Here is an 18,508-nt window from a genome sequence, read left to right on the forward strand (position 1 = left end):
AAAAGAGCATCATGTATAGATGCTCTTTGATCAAGAATTTCAAGAGAAAACATATAATGTGAGTTTGCTCATTATAAGGTATACATGCAATTTTTTCTTGTGTCTTTCATATAAAAAAGAGCACATATTTATAGTGCTCTAAAGTTAGGAGGTAACTCTGTCTTTGAACAAAATGAGCTACGTTGTAGATATATGTAATAAATAGAATGATAAGAACAAAAAAATAGCTAGCAAAAGCTAGCTACTTAGCCCCAGGGAAGGGAGAGGAGTGATCAATTAGGTCTAAGTTTGGAATAAGGGTTTTAGATTTTAAGACCTAACCTAAATATAGTATGGATTTTATATGAGTTATTATGCATATAACTGGTTCCTCTTAAAAGAATGATCAACAAAAAAACAGCTAGCAAAAGCTAACTGCTCAATATTAAATGAAATGTCTTAGAAGTTTCTGTACTTAAAGTATGTATCAATATTTAAAGTATATTTAGTGTATTAAAAAAAGGGGGTCTTCGAAAATTTTCTTTTCTCGGAGTAAATAATCAATGATATTATTTAAGGTTTTAAGAAATTTTATTGGAAATTGGTCAAAAAAGTATGCAGATTTCATATGAAATTGTTGAAATAAAAAAGAGCACCATTATATGGTACTCTTTTATGAATCAGTACACCATTCATATATTGTTAATGTTTGTGAGTCATGAACAATCAAATGGTTTGAAAAGTAAGGATTCAAAATAATATATGTAAGATGAGTATAAATTGTTACAAAAAATTAAAAATTAGTCAGCAAAAGCAAAATGATTAGCTCTCAATGGAAAATACAATGCATTATTAGAAACCCATGATACAAACAACTATGTTGTGAGGGTTAAACTTTTTCAAAAACTTCATTTGATATTACTCTAGAATGGAATTATTGAACTTATAAATTAATATTTTTTTTCGTTTATTGATAAAATAAATACGTTGATAGGAGTAATAACGTATTCCTTTAAAAATATGCGTTTTTATTAGTAAATTAATCTAAGCACTCGATAAATAGATGCGTATACTTATATTATGTGAGTTGTGAATGTAATTAAACTAAATTTTTCTAGTTTAATTATTAGTAACTCTACTTTTATTCTAAGAAAAATGAATATTTAAAAATATTCAACACCATTACAATTGAGTGTTTCTTAGTATAAGGGTATTCTCTCAAAATTATTAAATAAGGAGGAAATAAATGAAACATAATGATTGTTTTAATCATAATAACTGCAATCCGATTGTTTTTTCAGCAGATTGTTGTAAAAATCCACAGTCAGTTCCTATTACTAGCCAACAATTAAGTCAATTAATTACTTTACTAAATTCATTAATACCAGCTATTTCAGCATTTTTTGCAAATCCAAGTGATGCAAACAGAGTAGCGTTACTCAATTTATTTAATCAATTTTTAATTTTCTTAAATTCCTTACTATCTTCCCCAGAAGTTAATTTTTTGAAACAATTAACTCAAAGTATTATAGTTTTATTACAATCTCCAGCACCTAATTTAGGACAATTGTCAACATTATTGCAACAATTTTATAGCGCCCTTGCACAATTCTTCTTCGCTTTAGATCTTATCCCTGTATCCTGTGACTCAAATGTCGATCCTGCAACTTTACAACTTCTTTTTAGTTTATTAATTCAATTAATCAATGCTACTCCAGGGGCGACAGGTCCAACAGGTCCAACAGGCCCAACAGGTCCTGGAGGTGGAGTAACAGGCCCAACAGGTCCAACAGGTCCTGGAGGTGGTGCGACAGGTCCAACGGGAGCAACAGGTCCAACAGGTCCAACAGGAGAAACAGGTCTAACAGGTCCAACAGGTCTAACAGGTCTAACAGGTCCAACAGGTCTAACAGGTCTAACAGGTCCAACAGGCCTAACAGGTCCAACAGGTCCAACAGGTCCAACAGGTCCAACAGGTCCAACAGGCCTAACAGGCCTAACAGGAGCAACAGGCCTAACAGGAGCAACGGGAGCTGGAGCAGTTATTCCGTTTGCATCAGGTGGACCAGTAGCATTAGCAACTGTTTTAGGTGGATTAGCAAACACAGGAGCACTTCTTGGATTTGGAAGTTCATTCTTCCCTGTAATTGTCCCACCTGGTGGCCCAATTACTATAGGTCCTGTACCTCCAGTATTTGATTTCGCATTTGTAGCTCCTCGCGCAGGTACAATTACTTCGTTAGCAGGATTCTTTAGTGTAACGGTAGCGGTTGCTTTAGCATTAGGAAGCATACAAATTCAAATGCAGTTGTACAGTGCACCAGCATTAAGTAATACTTTCACTCCAGTAGGTACACCGTTACTATTAACACCAGCATTTAGTGGTCTTATTGCTATCGGCGCTACTTCAAGTGGTATTAGTGCACAAGCAATTCCGGTCGCTCCACAAGATAAGATATTACTTGTTGTTTCATCAACTACACCTGGTTTTGATATAGCTACTGCTATTACAGGCTTCGCAAGTGCAGGTATAACATTCGTATAATCACTTGTAAGTTTTGTAGTTGAAAATTTTGATATAAGAAAAGAGATTGTCAAAAAAGTATCCACAGATTAACTTTTGAAGACAGTCTCTTTTCTTTAATTGTTTTTATACTTTATGCCAGGTGAAAACCATTAAATATGCTTAGAGAATTTGGTGAGATTTTGTTAAGTTAAATGATCACTGCTAGTAAATTACATAATAATAGACGTAAAAAAATCAAGGTTTACAGCCGATTGTGGATTACGAACTAATTTCATACACATATAAAGGGGAAGATCTAAAATATTTAAAGTTTTAGCCTTATATATGTAAGGATTGAGACGTGGGAGGATTATATTTGGACCAATTATCATTTTTCAAGCATATAGAGGAGATAGAAATCCGCCCTTTCGTGATAGAAGAGTTGCGGAAATACAGAGTGTTACGTATTAGATTCAAAAATCAGCAAGAAAGAACGGAATTGGGAGCAGAATTGTTGTTTCCTGAGTTAAAGCAAGTAGACAAACATGAGTTGAAGTATAGACAGTTAAAACGAGCTTTTGAGGAAGCTCTCGATGAGGATGAACAAAGGATTCTTGAAATGAAGTATATGAGCATTAAAGAATGGAATGATGATTATATTTATACTGTTCTTGGTATGAAAAGAGGAAAGTTTTATAGAAAACGAAAATCTGGAATCGTTAATTTGGCTACAGCATTAGGTATGATATAAAAAATAATAGAACTTTTTGGGCACTGTTTTGGGTACTAAATAGGGTACCTTTTTACATTGAGATCGACGGTACGATATTCCTATAGTTACTAGTTCTTTGAAAAGAGCATAACGTGGGGATAACGTATCTATTCGCTCATAAACCATGATCATAGCCCCTTTATCAAAACGTTACTCGGTCGGAATGGACGGAGAAAGAAAAGGACGAAAAGACCAATTGAATTTATATATTCAGCCACGGTGCGTGAGTGACGTGGTTTTTGTGTTTCTTATTGAGCTCGGTAAATTTGCTGGGTTGATTGGTGATACAAAATATTTTTTTATAAAATCCCCAAAAATGTCACTTTCAATTTGCTTGAGTTATGTGACGGGTGGTAGACCTATATCATAGGAGACCGGGAACCTATAAGTAGAAATGAAAAACATATAATAATAAAATTTGATTATCTTATTAAAGTGATTGCGAAATGTGGAACGGGGGAATGGAGTTTGAATTTTAGATTGATTTTAAATTTTTCGCTATTATTATTGGTTGTTACAGCAGTCATAACTGGCTTGTATAGCTGGATGTATACTCAAAACCTTTCATTAGAAATCCTTAAAACTATTGCGCAATTTGCAACGATAATAACAGCTGTGGGTGCTATTATATCGGCTTATTTTGGCGCAAGGAAATATTTTGATAATAAAAATAGGGAGTTCATAGAAAGGAGATTAAATGAAGTATATGCTCCGTTATATGGCCTGTTGGCGAAGCAAAAGCAAATCCTATGCTTGTTAAGAATTTACTTACTAAAGATTTCAATATAAGAGAAACATCAACCGAAGCATGGTTAACTTTTGAACAATTAAATAATGTCGCTAAGTTTGATATTAGCGAACTAAAACCTTCGTATGGAATTGGTGGCTGTGATTTATCATCTACTACCGATTTAACAGCAGCGAAGGTTATTTTTATGCTTCCGGATGACCCGAACATATACGTCGAGCAAATGTACTGGTTACCTGAAGACTTATTAGAACAACGAAGTAAAGAAGACCAAATCCCTTACGATTTATGGTATGAACAAGGACTTTTAAGAACAACTCCAGGGAATTCAGTTCATTACAAGTATGTTACTGAATGGTTTTTAGAAATTAGAGATGAGTACGGCATTTATCTTCCTTGGATTGGTTACGATAGATGGTCAGCGAAGTATTGGGTTGAAGAAATGGAAGGGTATTTCGGTAAAGAAGCTATGGTTCCAGTTGCACAAGGTAAACAAACCTTATCTAGCCCTATGAAATTATTAGGGGCTGATTTGGAATCGAAATTAGTAAATTACAACAACAATCCAATTGATAAATGGTGTCTTTCAAATTCAGCAATTGATATTGATAAGAATTTAAACATACAACCGAATAAAACAAAGAATCAGCGCCGCCGTATTGATGGAACTGCAGCACTTTTAAACGCTTATGTAATCCTTCAAGAAAAGAGAAATGATTATCTCAACATAATCTAAGAAGGAGGTAAGAAATTGGGGTTATTCGATAAGATATTTGGAAAGAAACAAACTTCAGCTACGAAAAGTTATAATCGTTATGAAATGATTAGTGATAATGGCGGTGGTTTCTTTTCTTGGAATGGAGATATTTTTCAGAGTGACATTATTAGAGCTTGTATACGACCTAAGGCAAAAGCTGTTGGGAAGTTAGTTGCCAAGCACATCAGGGATAGTAAAACAGAGTTCAAAGTTAATCCGGATCCATACATCAGATTTTTATTAGAAGAACCTAACCCATTGATGACAGGTCAAATGTTCCAAGAAAAAATGACAAATCAATTAGAATTGAATCACAATGCTTTTGCTTATATTAAACGAGATGACTTGGGTTATGCTTCTGAGATATATCCAATACCTTGCACGACAGTTGAAGTTGTTGAAGGGACATATGGAGATATCTTTTTGAAGTTTTACTTTAAAAATGGAAAACAAATGACTGTTCCATATACTGATGTAATTCATTTGCGTAAAGATTTTAATGAAAATGATTTTTTTGGAGAACATCCTGGTAAAGCTTTGTCACAATTGATGGAGATTGTAACGACTACTGATCAAGGAATTGTTAAAGCGATTAAAAACAGCGCTGTAGTAAAGTGGATTTTAAAATTTAAATCAGTATTGAAGCAAGAAGATATCGACATGCAGGTTAAAAACTTTGTTAATAACTATTTAAATATCGCAAATGATGGCGGTGCTGCTTCATCTGATCCACGTTACGATTTAGAACAAGTTAAACCCGAAGCGTTTGTTCCAGATTCAGAACAAATGCAAGAAACCGTTCAACGTATTTATAACTTCTTTAATACAAACGAAAATATTATTCAAAGTAAATACAATGAAGACGAATGGAATGCCTATTACGAATCTGAGATAGAGCCATTAGCGATGCAGCTTGCTGGAGAATTTACCAGGAAGCTTTTTTCGCGTAAAGAAAGAGGATTCGGGAACAAAATTATATTTGAATCTGCTTCTCTTCAATACGCTTCTATGAGTACAAAGATGAATCTAGTTCAAATGGTTGATAGAGGGTCATTGACACATCCCCATCAAGTTAAGAATTTAGTTGCTCCCCAAAACGAAAAAATGTGCTTTTTTGTTACAAGTAGCACAAAACTTCATTCTGGGGGTACTATAAAATTTTAGCTTGATGGCTATGGGGCGGGACTCTTATAGGAAACTACAGGTCAAAGTATAAAATAAAGCCCCCGCCAAATTTGAAAAACTTTCAGATGTGGAAGGTTATTCTTTGAACCATTTCCGTATTCCTATCTAGCTGATTTCTTATGTTTTATCAGATATTTCAATGCATTTTTAAAATATCTGACAAAATAGCATTGACAGTTTATTAATTTATACATCATTATTAATAATGAAAATCATTATCGAACTTATCGGAGGACTTACTATGCGTACATATTTAAAGACGATACTTAGTTTATTGTCAGCTCTTTTCTTAGTGTTCATAGCTGCTTGTGGTAGCAATGAAGTGTCAAAAGAAAAAACAGAGTCAAAATCAAACAAAGGACAAGGTTATACCGTTAAACATGCTATGGGTGAAACAAAGATCACAAAAACTCCTAAACGCGTTGTTGTTTTAACTAACGAAGGAACAGAAGCGATTTTATCAATGGGAGTAAAGCCTGTTGGTGCTGTGAAATCTTGGCTAGGGGATCCATGGTACGATCATATTAAAAGCGATATGAAAGATGTTAAAGTTGTAGGGGTTGAACATGAAGTTAACTTAGAGAAAATTGCATCGTTAAAACCTGATTTAATTATTGGTAATAAGGTACGCCAAGAAAAGTTGCACGATAAATTAAGCGCAATTGCTCCAACAGTATTTTCAGATACACTAGGAGGCGATTGGAAGGAAAACTTTAAATTATATGCAAAAGCTTTAAATCATGAAGAAGAAGGCAACAAAGTATTAAGCAAATTTGATGCACACCTAGAAGGTGTAAAACAAAAATTAGGTGATAAAGTAAATCAAGAAGTTTCTGTTGTCCGTTTCATGGCTGGAACTTCTCGTATTTATTACACAGATTCTTTTTCTGGAGTTATTTTTGATCAATTAGGTTTTAAACGTGTGAAACAGCAAAAAGAGCTTTTTACTGCTAACAGTAAATTTGGCAACCTTGCTATAGATATAGGAAAAGAAATGATTCCTAAAATGGATGGAGATGTTCTTTTTTACTTTACATATGCTCCAGAAAATGATCCAAAAGCTTTAGATAAAGCAAAAGAAATGACAAGCGATCCTCTTTGGGAAAATCTAAATGCTGTTAAAAATGGAAATGCACATGAAGTTAGTGATGCAGTTTGGAATACTGCTGGTGGTGTAATTGCAGCTAACAAAATGTTAGATGAACTTGAGAAAATTATGCTTAGCAAATAAGGCTTCAACTTCTTAATTTTTTTATATTAAGGCCGGAGAGTATAAAAATACTTTCCGGCTTTTACTATTTTTTAATGGAAACTTTTGAAGGGGTAGCCCCCCCATGCCCATTAAGCTAAAGAATCAAAATTCCCCAAAACGAAAATTCTATCCGTTATTGTCTATTGATAATGATGCGTTATATTAACTTTACATGTATAGAACATACATTTTTTTTATAAATAAAGACACTGGTACAAGAGACAGATTCTTTCTTACATTTAATATACTAAATGCAAAAAAGGAGCTTGATTATTTATGCCATCAAAAAATAGAAATTGTTTTAATCCTTGCGAATTTCCTTATTCATTATTTCCTTGTGCATTTCCTTGTGCAGTTCCAGAGCCTATAAAACCAATAGACCCTAATAAATTTGATTATATCGTGATTGGTGCCGGAACTGCTGGAGGGGTAATCGCCAAAGAATTAACAGATGACAAAAGTACTTCTGTACTAGTGCTAGAAGCAGGAACAAATATGACGAATGAGCTAAGTAACCCTAGCGTTCTTGCGGCCATTAATACAACTCGAGGTAACAGGTTTAGCTTTAATGTTACTTCTGAATTAGAATCGACTATTGCACGTACACTTATTGCAACAAATGGTCGCACCATAGGGGGAAGCTCAGAAATTAGTGACATGTACGCCGTACGTGGGAGTAAAGAGTTGTATGACCAGTGGGCAAGTCTTGTTGGTAATCGATGGAGTTACGACAAGATTAGCTCCTTATTTGTAAAAAATGAAACCTATACAGGATCGACACAAGACCCTGATGAACGAGGATCACAAGGGCCAATCTTTATTAGGCAACAGAGTATTCCCCCTAATGGATTGATTAATACGTTAGTTCAAGCAACAAACACTGTATTGGGAACGCCGATTGCTGTGGACTATAATACCGGCATAAGGGATTGTACATTTTATAAATCGCAAATTATTCAAAAAGAAATTAGCCCCGGTCAATTTGTCCGATCCTCAACGGCAACAGGTTATTTAAATGATCATATTGTCAGTCAAGGAAACCAGTTCCATCCAGATGAATTTGGAGTTGGTGGAAGAAAGTTAGTTATTTTAGCTAAAACAACCGTTAACAAAATTTTATTTAAGAAAAAAAATGGACTGAACATTGCGGTTGGTGTTGAATTTGTCAAGGATGGTGTTTCACATAGAAGGTTTGCAAGAAAAGGCATTATCGTCTCTGCAGGATTTTTTTCCTCAGTCATTCTACAACGTTCAGGAATCGGTAAATCGGATGATTTGGCTAAAGCAGGTATATCAACATTTATAGAGAGTCCAAATGTGGGTCACAATCTTCAAACTCATGGTTATGTTGGATTAGGAGTTGAAATAGATACCTCTCAAATTCTTCCGATATTTTTTGCTGATCCCAACTTTCCACTTATCTTAGGTGCTTTCCAAGCAGAGAATCCAATGAATCTACTAGAAAGTCGTCGTCTCCAACTGATAGGGGCTCCTATACCATTTTTTATCCCTGCTCCAGATGTGATCAGCAATGGTTGGAGTTTAGATTTAACTTTCCGAACTACTCCAAGTATCATGAGTTTTGGTATTGTAGACGTGAATACAAAAAGCAGGGGTACAGTGCTAGTGGAACATAGCGATCCAGAGGCTTATCCATCTCTTAACTTCAATCCGTTGGAAGATTCCAATGACCTAACGTATATGGTCGATCAATATAAGAGAATTTATAATATTATTGTAGAGGCTAGAGATCCACTGAAATACCCAAATAACGGAATCGGGAAAGTTGTATATCCACCCGAAAGTATATTCCAGCTACCTGACAATGATCCTAACAAACAACAGCAGCTTGAGAATTATGTCAAAGCCTCTTACACGAACTTCTCTTTAGGCGGTCAGTGTCGGATGGGACAAACGATTCAAGAAGGGGTTGTCGATGGATTCCTCAATGTGTTTGGTACCAAAAATCTTAAGGTTGCCGATTTGTCCATTTCGCCTATTATTCCAGATGGTCAGCCGTCCGCCGCTGCTCAGATGATCGGACTAAATGCGGTACGGTTTATAAAAGAGGATCCCTCTCCATATGTAATGACAGATAAGGAACTTGAAGATTACGAAAATGAGATTAAAATAATATAAATTAAATATTTATTCATTGGTTTTATTCTTATTTTTCGATCTAAAGATTGCGTTTTGGCTAGAATGCGGCTTGCTTTGTGGGGACGAACCCCATCGCTATCAAACTAATAAAAAGAAATATCCTCAAAATGAAAAAAATACGTTATTCTTTCTATAGAATTATAGGAAAGGATGGCGTTTTTTGTATGTCTATTTCTGTAGCTAACGAACTACAACTATTTTCACAGGAGATTCAGAGTCTTTTATCCCCAAATAACTTACAGAATCTAGCTAGAGATGTTGGGTTTGTACAGCGAACAAGTAAGTATCAAGCACAAGATTTAGTAGCTTTATGCGTATGGGTCCAAAGTGTAGCAAAAACTTCCTTAACCCAGTTATGTAGTTGTTTAGAAGCGTCAACAGAAGTGCTTATAAGTCCTGAAGAATTAAATCAAAGATTTAACGCTGCAGCCGCGCAGTTTCTACAACAAGTATTGGCTAAACTTCTGAACCGAAAATTATCGTCATCTGGGTTGTTTTCTTCTCCCTATACTTCTATTTTTAAGAGTATTCGCATCTTAGATTCAACTGCATTTCAACTCCCGGATGTATTTTCATCGGTTTATCCAGGTGCAGGAGGATGCAGCCATACAGCTGGGATGAAAATTCAACTTGAGTATGATTTGTTAAGTAGGCAGTTCCTACATATTCATGCAGGTCCAGGTAAACAACATGATCGCACTTACGGCTCTCTGTGTGCCCCAACTGTGGCAGCGAATGATTTATGTATCCGAGATTTAGGTTATTTTCATTTAAAAGACCTTCAACATATACAAGATAAAGAGGTCTACTATATCTCTCGTATCAAGTCGAATACACGTATTTATCAAAAAAATCCTAACCCTGATTATTTTCAAGATGGAAGAATTAAGAAAGGTACAGAGTATATACAGATAGATATGGAGACGTTAATGAACTCCCTTCAACCAGGACAAACATGTGAAATAGCTGATGCTTATGTAGGAATGATTGATAAAGTGCCAGCTCGTGTAATTGTTCATCGATTAACAAAACAACCGCAACAAAAACGATTGCAAGATCAAGCTATAAGAGAGAAAAAGAAAGGAATGAAGTATCCCCCTTGTAGTAAACGTCTCAGTGGTATCAATGTATATATGACAAACACCTCTACAGATATTGTCCCGATGGGACAAGTGCATGATTGGTATTCTTTACGATGGCAAATCGAGATTTTATTTAAAACATGGAAATCATTTTTTCATATTCATCATTGTAAAAAGATAAAACGAGAAAGATTGGAATGCCATTTGTATGGACAACTGATTGCCATTCTACTCTGTTCTTCTACTATGTTTCAAATGCGTCAATTACTTCTTATGAAAAAGAAACGAGAACTGAGTGAATATAAGGCTATATATATGATTAAAGATTATTTTCTTCTTATTTATCAAGCCATACAGAAAGAAACCCAAGAACTATCAAAGATTCTCATTCGCCTGTTCAACCTCCTACAGCAAAATGGGCGAAAATCTCATCGCTATGAGAAAAAAACAGTCTTTGATATATTTGGTGTCGTTTACAATTGTACCATGTCTGATAATCAAGCGGCCTAATTCAAAAAATGAAACCCGATAGGGTTTATTTCGCATGCAAATCTTTAAATTCTCTACACCTAGCTTTTAGAAAAAAGAAACAACCTCTACTTTACTTGCCGTTGTATGCGCTTAGCTTGATGGCGATGGGGGTAGCCCAACAAAACGCGAATTTCGTACGCTAAGCAATTTTTCACATAAAATAGTACTAAAAACCTCGTTGAATTAAAAAAGGGACTTTGTTTTTAGATATGGGTTTTGGTACTCAATATGGATGAGTTTTTAACGCTTTTGTTAAAGATCAACTAAGTGCCATAAACGGTCGTTTATGACACTTAGTTGGTTACAGTAATTCACTAAATATATCGTCTTTTATTTATAATATATCTTTCGAAAAAATTACCATTTACACACAATCCGTATTAGTGTATTATTCATCTAGTACACTAATACTGAGGAGGGAAGAAATGGAAAATGGGTTTTCTCCTAATATCCCGATTTATATTCAGGTAATGGAATACATAAAAAAGGAAATTGTAACAGGTCGTTTAGCGCCGGGTGATAAAATACCAGCTGTACGTGAATTAGCCAATGAATTACAAGTGAATCCAAATACGATTCAACGCACATTTCAAGAGCTAGAACGAGAAGGTATTGCTGTGACACGAAGGGGAACAGGGAGATTTGTAACGAGTGAAGGAGAAAAGATTACTGAACTACGCAAAGGAATGGCAACAAAGTTGCTTGATAATTTTATAAATGGAATGGACAATTTAGGATTTACGAAAGAAGAAATTCTTCCAATCCTCCATTCTTCATTAGAAAAGAAAAGGAAGGAAAACGAATGACAGAGTTAATAAAAATTGAAAATCTGCGGAAAAGATATAACTTAAAAACAGTGCTTCAAGATTTAAGTGCAACAATTTCTGAAGGGAAAATTATTGGTCTTGTTGGTGATAATGGTAGCGGAAAAACGACATTATTAAAAATGATTGCTGGTTTTCGTTATCCATCTAAAGGAACTATCACAATTGAAGGTCAGAAGGTAGGAATAGAAACAAAGAAAATTGTTTCATTTATGCCTGATAGTCCTGTTTTTGACGAGTGGATGACGATAAAAGATGCTGTAGCTTTCTATCGGAATTTTTATCCTGATTTTGATTTAAACCAAGCAATGGAATTAATAACTGAATTTAACATGCCATTAGAAGAGCATATAGTTGCTCTGTCAAAAGGGGAAGTGGAAAAATTACAACTTATATTAACTTTCTCCAGAAAAGCAAAGTTATATATATTAGATGAGCCCTTGGGTGGAATTGATCTCGTTTCTAGAAAACATATACTGGATTTAATTCTTAAATTTTACCGAGAAGACTGTACTATTCTTATTTCAACTCATTTAATAGAAGAAATTGAAAATATATTTGATGAGGTAATCTTTTTAAAAGACGGAAATATTGTATTACATGAAAATGTAGAAGAAATTCGTTTTCATCAAGGTAAAGCAGTGCATGAATTGTTTAGGGAGGTTTATAAGTAATGAACCCACTTTTTCACTATTTATATAAGTGTAATAAAAGAAGCATAGCTATTCTTTATTTTGTTTTTATAACTTCTGCGTTGCTCCTTTTATTTCATGTGAAAGGTTCAATTCAAATAATGAATTCGGCTAGACAGGATTTAACATTGGTTATTTTTTTAATTTTATTATGTATAGCTTCTTTCTACGTGTTTTTACTAGCTTTATCATCTTTCAACAAAATGATAAAAAATTCTATGATACGTTGTACAGCTATCACATCTCAAAAAAATATATATGCAAATTTATTTTTCTTTACACTTGTATTTCTAATTTTATTAGTAATAGGACTGATTTTTTTATATTATCTTTCCTTAAGTATTGATGGTGTAAAAATAATGGATGATAGTTTTCAACAGGAATTTTATGAGTTATTTAAATACGGGATCTTTCACCATATCTTTGCTGTTTTTTTATGGGGAATCGATTTCATGTATTTGTTAGTTTCTGGTTATTTCATCATAGTTATTACAAAACAGTTTCCTGTTAAGGAATCCATAGGAAGGAAAATTTTCTTTATCATTTTCTTTTTTATTTTCATAGCTGTTCAAACAGTATTGATGGATGTTTTGGGTGGATTAGAGAGATATATTATTACTATAAAAAAGAATGGAGTTATTGATCAAAATGGATTTATTGAGACGTCTTTTTATCCAAGTGAAATGAGTACTATTACAGACCAAAGTTTTACCTGTTTGTTAATAATTCTCCTCGTATCCATTACTGGACGCATTATAGATAAGAAATTAGAGTTATAAAAATTTGTTTGATTCAAGATACATTTTAGGAGGAACTAATGAAAACATCTAATCCAATGCTAAAAAAGGATACCTTTAAAAAAGAGCCAACAAACACTTCTACGATGACCATTGGTGGAACCGTAAGAAATACATTTGTTATGCTTATTTTACTACTTGCAGCGTCTGTCTATTCATACTTACAGATGATGCAAGGTTCAATGAAAACGTCAGTATTAATTGGAGTAGCAATAGTTAATATAATAGTTGCATTTTTAGCTATATTTATCCCTCGTATATCACCAATTTGTGCACCGATTTATGCTGTGGTGAAAGGGATTGTATTAGGAAGTATTTCTGCATATTATACAATGCGTTTTGGAGATTCTATTCTTTTAACTGCTGTATTATTAACCATTTCGATTTTATTTGCAATGTTAGTATTATATGCTACTCGTATAATAAAAGTAACTGAAAAGTTCCGTACTGTTTTAACAGTTGCAACACTTGGCATTTTAATTATGTATTTGATTGTCTTATTACTAAACACCTTTGTTTTGACTGTTCCATACATTCACCAAGGTGGGACAATCAGTATCATTATTAGTGCCGTTGTGATTGTCGTTGCTGCATTAAATCTATTACTAGATTTTGATTCGATTGAAAATGGTGTACGTAGTGGGGCAGCAAAACATATGGAGTGGTATAGTGCAATAGGGCTCATGATGACATTAGTATGGTTATACCTTGAAATTCTCCGTTTTGTTTCTTACTTTATGAAAAACGAAGAATAAAAAACCCTGCATGTTTTGAAGTGACCCCCGAAAACGGGACACCAATCAAAACACCTAAACCACTTGTTCCCTAAATTCTTTAGGGGATAGGTGGTTTAATTTTTCTTGAATTCGCACACAATTGTAGTAATGAATGTATTCTAGCACAATCTTTCGCACAGTTGTGTTGGATACTTTTGTTAACTTTTGTGAATAGAAAGCTTCACTTTTTAAATGACCAAAGAAGCTTTCCATGACGGCATTATCATGGCAATTTCCTCTCCGGGACATGCTGGTGATAATGCCGTTTTCTTTGGCATACGCTTGAAATTCTTTTGCTGTATAAATACCTCCTTGATCCGAGTGAAGAAGGACATCTTTTACTTTGCACCCTCTCATTGCTTGTTTCAATGTCTTCATCGCTAATGTCAGTGTTTGTGATTCGCTGATGACACAACTAATAATTTCACGATTAAAGGCATCCATGATCGTTGATAAATATAAGGTACGCTCTCCAAATAAGAGATACGTCATATCCGTAAACCACTTTTCATTTGGTCTGGATGCATCGAATTGGCGCTCCAATCGATGAGGGGCTACCATTGGTTCCGCACCATTGATATATTTCTTTTTCTTTCGACGTACTTTTGAAAGAATATGATTTTGTCTCATGATTCGTAATACTTTTTTATGATTGACACACAATCCCATTTTTCGAAGAGTAGCGGTCACTCTTCGATATCTATACCGGAATTTATGCCTAAGACAGAAGTCCTTTACTTTTTCTTCTATATCATCTTTTAGATCTTCCGTTCGTTGTAACCAGCGATAAAATGTGGAACGGGGTAATTCTAATACGTTACACAATTCTTTTACCGTTATTTTTGTTTTTACATTTTTCCATAAAGTAACTACAGTTTCTGGTTTCAGCTCCTTTCGATTTCCAGATACTTTCCCCATACAAGTAATTTTGTTTTTAGATGTTTATTTTCTAAACGTAGCTGTTCTAATTCACTGAGCTCTTTTGGACCTTTTCCATAAGAATATTGTTTTCCTACAGGTTGTTGAAAACGATACGTTTGATCTGTACGATACCATTTCATCCATGTCTTAATTTGGGAAACATTTTTAATTCCGAGTTTCTCCATAATTGTACGATTTGAGTAACCGTCGTTCTTCATTTCAATGACTTTCCACTTTGTTTCTTCTGGGTAATGAACTCTTGTCTTCAAACGAAAAACACCTCCATTGAATTTGCATACTTAGTATGCGAATTCAGGAGGTGTTTTTTTCATGTACCACTATTCGGGTTCACTTCAGTTTCAAACATGCAGTTTTTTTTTATTGGAAATTCAAACAATTCAATCCATTGATAAAGTTCTCTAGGATGAACCCTATAGAATTAGCAATGGTTTTTCCTCCTTCCGTACCTTCTAGATATCGTTTTACTGCTTTTATTTTATCTTTTGAAGAAAATTTAGCCATAAAAATGCACCTCCAATTGTTGATTATGTGTCTAACAATTGGGGTGCACTTCATTTAGAGACGGTCTTTTTAATTACTATAACCTAGTATTTATTAGCCCCAAAGACATGTTCTTTGCCTTTAAGCTGGCACTAAAAAACTTACCAATTTTTCTTTCTACAATGACAACAAATAAAGAAACAATTACAACGACACTTATTTCGTTTAAACTTCCAATCATCATCACAATGGTGTTTTTCTTTAGATTTCCACCAATCGTCATCACAATGTTGCTCTTCTTTAGATTTCCACCAATCATCACAACATTGCTTTTTCTTAGAACTCCAGCAATCATTATTCCAGGACATTCTTTTATACCTCCTTTCGAATAGGGTTGATATTATTCTATGTTTTAGTAAAAAGAATGCTTGTTTATTAACCTACTATTTTATTTTTGTTTGATAGAGAACTTTCTATTAGATGTAGAATTTATACAAACCATGCTAAATTTAAGGGATAGTAGAGGGAACTACTAGTTGTGGCATTGATCAACAAATACTTGTTAAAGAAACTATTCTGATTTTAAATAATATCTTATCTTGGAGTACGTTTTTTAATGTATATTTCACAAAAGCAAAGGAAAAACATACTATATAACGGTAAATGAAGCCTATGTGTATGTGGAGTAAAAGAGGGCTGCCTTCTTATTAAAAGGCAGCTTTTTTTATTAGAAAAAAGAAGTAGAAGTAAAAATAGAATATTAAGTTACTTGTCCAAACAATTTTTAAAAACATACATAAAATGCTAGTAGTTAGTCAATATTTTAATATTGTTAACTTTTTAGACTAAAAGGGGTGATTTCATGTGTGAATGTGAAGTTTGTAGAAGAAAGAAAAACCGGGATCCATTAAACCGGGAGTTTGAGCCGAAAAAACGAGTTTCTGAGTCAATAAAACAGGATTGCGAACCCGAAAAAGGGGATTCCGAATCAATACATTCTTATTCATTTAGTAAAGATTCAAATTTTTTAGAGAAAGCTATACAAACAGATGAAATTGATCAAGTTTCTGAGGAATATATTGAAATAGTTGATTCAGCAGATGTCCAAGTTACTACGACAGATACAAAAGCTGCGCTATCTATCCAAGCGGCATTACAAGCAGCTATTGTGGTTGTAGTAAGTATTTCTATAGCAGATAGTGAAAAGGCAGATAAAATAACACAAGAATTATTTCAAAAATCATCTATTAAACAAATTAATAGACAAAAAACTTTTATCAAAAATTCCAAAAACGTAATTGTAACAACTACTGATACAGATATTGCAGTGAATATTCAAATTCTCCTTCAAATTTTATTAGCTTTATTAGTCAAACTAAACATTTTATAAAGTTTCTAACATGTTTATATTTAGCTATAAGGATTTGTTTAAAGTAAATATTTTTTGTTGTAATATGTGGTACAAGCTTGGATTTCTAATTATGACTGAATTAATATTTAAGATTAATGGGAAAGTAAGTGTGGAAAACTACACAATAGTAAAGTTGAAGTATATTATTTAAAAGTAAATGAAACTTATGTTTATGTGAAATGAAGGAAAGCTGTCTTCTTATTAGAAGCCAGCTTTTTGATTTGATTAGTAAAAAGAAGTAAAAATAGAAGATTAAGTTACTTGTCCAAGTAATTTTTATTAAATTACATATAATGCTGGTGGTTATTTGAAAATTTTACAGAAAATTGATTGGAGTGAATATTGTAAATGGATGATTTAAACAAATTTTCTTCCTTTAAATTTGATAAGGATCAAAAGAATATAATAATAGACCTTTTACTCTCAGATATTCTTAATAGGCATGGGATAAATGAAGAATATTTTAAAAATTTATCACCAGAAAAAAAGCAGCAAATTAAAAATATTGTTTCTGAAATACAATCGCAGGTTAATAATTATTTGGATTGAAAGGGGGTGATCTTATGGGCAAAGAATGCCATCCAGATGAAAATAAAAAGTGGAGTGCATTAGATTCTTCAAATCCTCATCCGTCTTTTAAAGATGCTAACGTTTCAGAAGTAGCTGCACAAGAAAGTAAAACTTACCAAATCTCAGAAGAATCTATCAAAATTGTTGATTCGGCAGATGTCCAAGTTACTACTACAGATACAAAAGCTGCGCTATCTATCCAAGCAGCGTTACAAGCAGCAATTGTAGTTGTTTTAAGTATTTCTATAGCAGACAGTGAGAAAGCGGATCGTGTAGCACAAGATTTGTTTCAAAAATCATCTGTTAAACAAATTAATAAACAAGAAACGGTTATTAAAAATTCTAGAAATGTTTCAGTTACAACTACTGATACAGATATAGCAGTAAATGTTCAAATTCTTCTCCAAATTTTATTAGCTTTATTAGTCAAATTAAACATTTTATAAAATGTTTAATTTGTTCTTTGAATATAGTGGTTCTTTATTGGTGAATATCCACTGTTTTAATTGTGGTACAAGCTTAAGAAGTAAAAATAAAGGCTGTCCTATGGGACGGCTTTTTTAGTTTGTTTCAGGATCCATCATGTTAATAAGAGCATCCCCATCGATTAACTCAATGTTTTTATTTGCAGCATATTGCCTTGTGTTCTTATTGAAATTACTCAGTGTAACAAAGTATCCTCCAACAGCATCACCATCAATAATAGCACTATGCAATTTTTGAATGTACGGCCTTCCGATAGATTCCTTTGTATATCTTTTCACTTCAACAAATTTTACTTCATCATTTTTCCAAAGAATAATGTCTTTTCCACCATCATTAGAGCCAGGTGTAACTTGTGCTCGATATCCAAGAGAATTAAACAGGTCAGCGATTAGGTATTCAAATTTTCGTGGGTTCATTTTCTCTAGATATTCACGATTAGCCTGTTCTCTCAAGTGGTTCATACGGATTTCCTCTTCTGAGACTTGTGGTGCTTTAAGGATTATTCCTAATCCAAAAACGACGATTAATCAAAGAATAGCCCAAATCATACAATTCATC

Annotated in this window: 17 protein-coding genes and 2 pseudogenes; 15 read left to right on the plus strand and 4 right to left on the minus strand. The window is 33.6% G+C overall.

Annotated elements, in window-relative coordinates; translation table 11 throughout:
- Window positions 1-1,225 precede the first annotated feature (1,225 nt).
- The 12 genes and pseudogenes from AAG068_RS11240 (at window position 1,226) to AAG068_RS11295 (ending at window position 14,040) form a co-directional block, all read left to right on the plus strand.
- Window positions 1,226-2,524, plus strand: coding sequence for an exosporium glycoprotein BclB-related protein (locus AAG068_RS11240; RefSeq protein ID WP_342719323.1), 1,299 nt, complete (start codon window positions 1,226-1,228; stop codon window positions 2,522-2,524).
- Between the two features lie 337 nt (window positions 2,525-2,861).
- Window positions 2,862-3,236, plus strand: a complete 375-nt coding sequence (locus AAG068_RS11245) for an ArpU family phage packaging/lysis transcriptional regulator (protein WP_342719324.1) — start codon at window positions 2,862-2,864, stop codon at window positions 3,234-3,236.
- A gap of 489 nt (window positions 3,237-3,725) precedes the next feature.
- A complete protein-coding gene (locus tag AAG068_RS11250; protein WP_342719325.1) occupies window positions 3,726-4,046 on the plus strand; it encodes a hypothetical protein in 321 nt (106 codons plus the stop codon).
- A pseudogene (locus tag AAG068_RS11255) lies at window positions 3,983-4,741 on the plus strand (terminase TerL endonuclease subunit); the annotation flags it as partial. The gene AAG068_RS11250 and the pseudogene AAG068_RS11255, both read left to right, overlap by 64 nt.
- Window positions 4,742-4,756: 15 nt before the next feature.
- A complete protein-coding gene (locus tag AAG068_RS11260) occupies window positions 4,757-5,926 on the plus strand; it encodes a phage portal protein (RefSeq protein WP_342719326.1) in 1,170 nt (389 codons plus the stop codon).
- Between the two features lie 262 nt (window positions 5,927-6,188).
- Window positions 6,189-7,178 carry an ABC transporter substrate-binding protein gene (locus AAG068_RS11265; protein WP_342719327.1) on the plus strand — a complete coding sequence of 330 codons (990 nt, stop codon included), beginning with the start codon at window positions 6,189-6,191 and terminating at the stop codon, window positions 7,176-7,178.
- A 297-nt stretch (window positions 7,179-7,475) separates the two neighbouring features.
- Window positions 7,476-9,338: a GMC family oxidoreductase gene (locus tag AAG068_RS11270; protein WP_342719328.1), complete on the plus strand. Its 1,863-nt coding sequence runs from the start codon at window positions 7,476-7,478 to the stop codon at window positions 9,336-9,338.
- Between the two features lie 185 nt (window positions 9,339-9,523).
- A complete protein-coding gene (locus tag AAG068_RS11275) occupies window positions 9,524-10,951 on the plus strand; it encodes an IS4 family transposase (protein WP_342719329.1) in 1,428 nt (475 codons plus the stop codon).
- Between the two features lie 446 nt (window positions 10,952-11,397).
- Window positions 11,398-11,778, plus strand: a complete 381-nt coding sequence (locus tag AAG068_RS11280; RefSeq protein WP_342719330.1) for a GntR family transcriptional regulator — start codon at window positions 11,398-11,400, stop codon at window positions 11,776-11,778.
- Window positions 11,775-12,470 (plus strand): ABC transporter ATP-binding protein, encoded by a 696-nt coding sequence (locus AAG068_RS11285; protein ID WP_342719331.1) that lies wholly within the window; start codon window positions 11,775-11,777, stop codon window positions 12,468-12,470. The genes AAG068_RS11280 and AAG068_RS11285 overlap by 4 nt, the downstream gene beginning before the upstream one ends.
- Complete coding sequence (locus AAG068_RS11290) at window positions 12,470-13,267, plus strand: ABC transporter permease (RefSeq protein WP_342719332.1); 798 nt, start codon at window positions 12,470-12,472, stop codon at window positions 13,265-13,267. Before AAG068_RS11285 ends, AAG068_RS11290 begins: the two co-directional genes overlap by 1 nt.
- Before the next feature lie 38 nt (window positions 13,268-13,305).
- Window positions 13,306-14,040 (plus strand): Bax inhibitor-1/YccA family protein, encoded by a 735-nt coding sequence (locus tag AAG068_RS11295; RefSeq protein ID WP_342719333.1) that lies wholly within the window; start codon window positions 13,306-13,308, stop codon window positions 14,038-14,040.
- 54 nt (window positions 14,041-14,094) lie between these two features.
- Here AAG068_RS11295 and AAG068_RS11300 read toward each other — a convergent pair.
- From AAG068_RS11300 to AAG068_RS11310, 3 genes and pseudogenes are all read right to left on the minus strand, one after another.
- Window positions 14,095-15,251 (minus strand): IS3 family transposase gene (locus AAG068_RS11300; RefSeq protein ID WP_342719334.1). Its coding sequence is split into 2 segments (ribosomal slippage): window positions 14,095-14,999 and window positions 14,999-15,251, totalling 1,158 coding nucleotides; the frame shifts between segments, so codons are not numbered across the junction.
- A 104-nt stretch (window positions 15,252-15,355) separates the two neighbouring features.
- A pseudogene (locus AAG068_RS11305) lies at window positions 15,356-15,504 on the minus strand (transposase); the annotation flags it as partial.
- A 76-nt stretch (window positions 15,505-15,580) separates the two neighbouring features.
- Window positions 15,581-15,838 (minus strand): hypothetical protein, encoded by a 258-nt coding sequence (locus tag AAG068_RS11310; protein WP_342719335.1) that lies wholly within the window; start codon window positions 15,836-15,838, stop codon window positions 15,581-15,583.
- 507 nt (window positions 15,839-16,345) lie between these two features.
- Between AAG068_RS11310 and AAG068_RS11315 the strand changes: the two genes are divergently transcribed.
- The 3 genes from AAG068_RS11315 to AAG068_RS11325 all read left to right on the plus strand — a co-directional run bounded on the left by AAG068_RS11315 (window position 16,346) and on the right by AAG068_RS11325 (window position 17,910).
- Window positions 16,346-16,873, plus strand: coding sequence for a spore coat protein (locus AAG068_RS11315; protein WP_342719336.1), 528 nt, complete (start codon window positions 16,346-16,348; stop codon window positions 16,871-16,873).
- A 369-nt stretch (window positions 16,874-17,242) separates the two neighbouring features.
- Window positions 17,243-17,443: a spore coat protein gene (locus AAG068_RS11320; RefSeq protein ID WP_342719337.1), complete on the plus strand. Its 201-nt coding sequence runs from the start codon at window positions 17,243-17,245 to the stop codon at window positions 17,441-17,443.
- A gap of 14 nt (window positions 17,444-17,457) precedes the next feature.
- On the plus strand, window positions 17,458-17,910 hold the full coding sequence (locus AAG068_RS11325; RefSeq protein WP_342719338.1) for a spore coat protein: 453 nt from the start codon (window positions 17,458-17,460) through the stop codon (window positions 17,908-17,910).
- Window positions 17,911-18,024: 114 nt separating this feature from the next.
- On the opposite strand, the gene AAG068_RS11330 is transcribed toward AAG068_RS11325, so the two are convergent.
- A complete protein-coding gene (locus AAG068_RS11330) occupies window positions 18,025-18,474 on the minus strand; it encodes a restriction endonuclease (protein ID WP_342719746.1) in 450 nt (149 codons plus the stop codon).
- Window positions 18,475-18,508 lie beyond the last annotated feature (34 nt).

This window comes from Bacillus paramycoides, assembly GCF_038971285.1.
Classification (GTDB): Bacteria; Bacillota; Bacilli; order Bacillales; family Bacillaceae_G; genus Bacillus_A.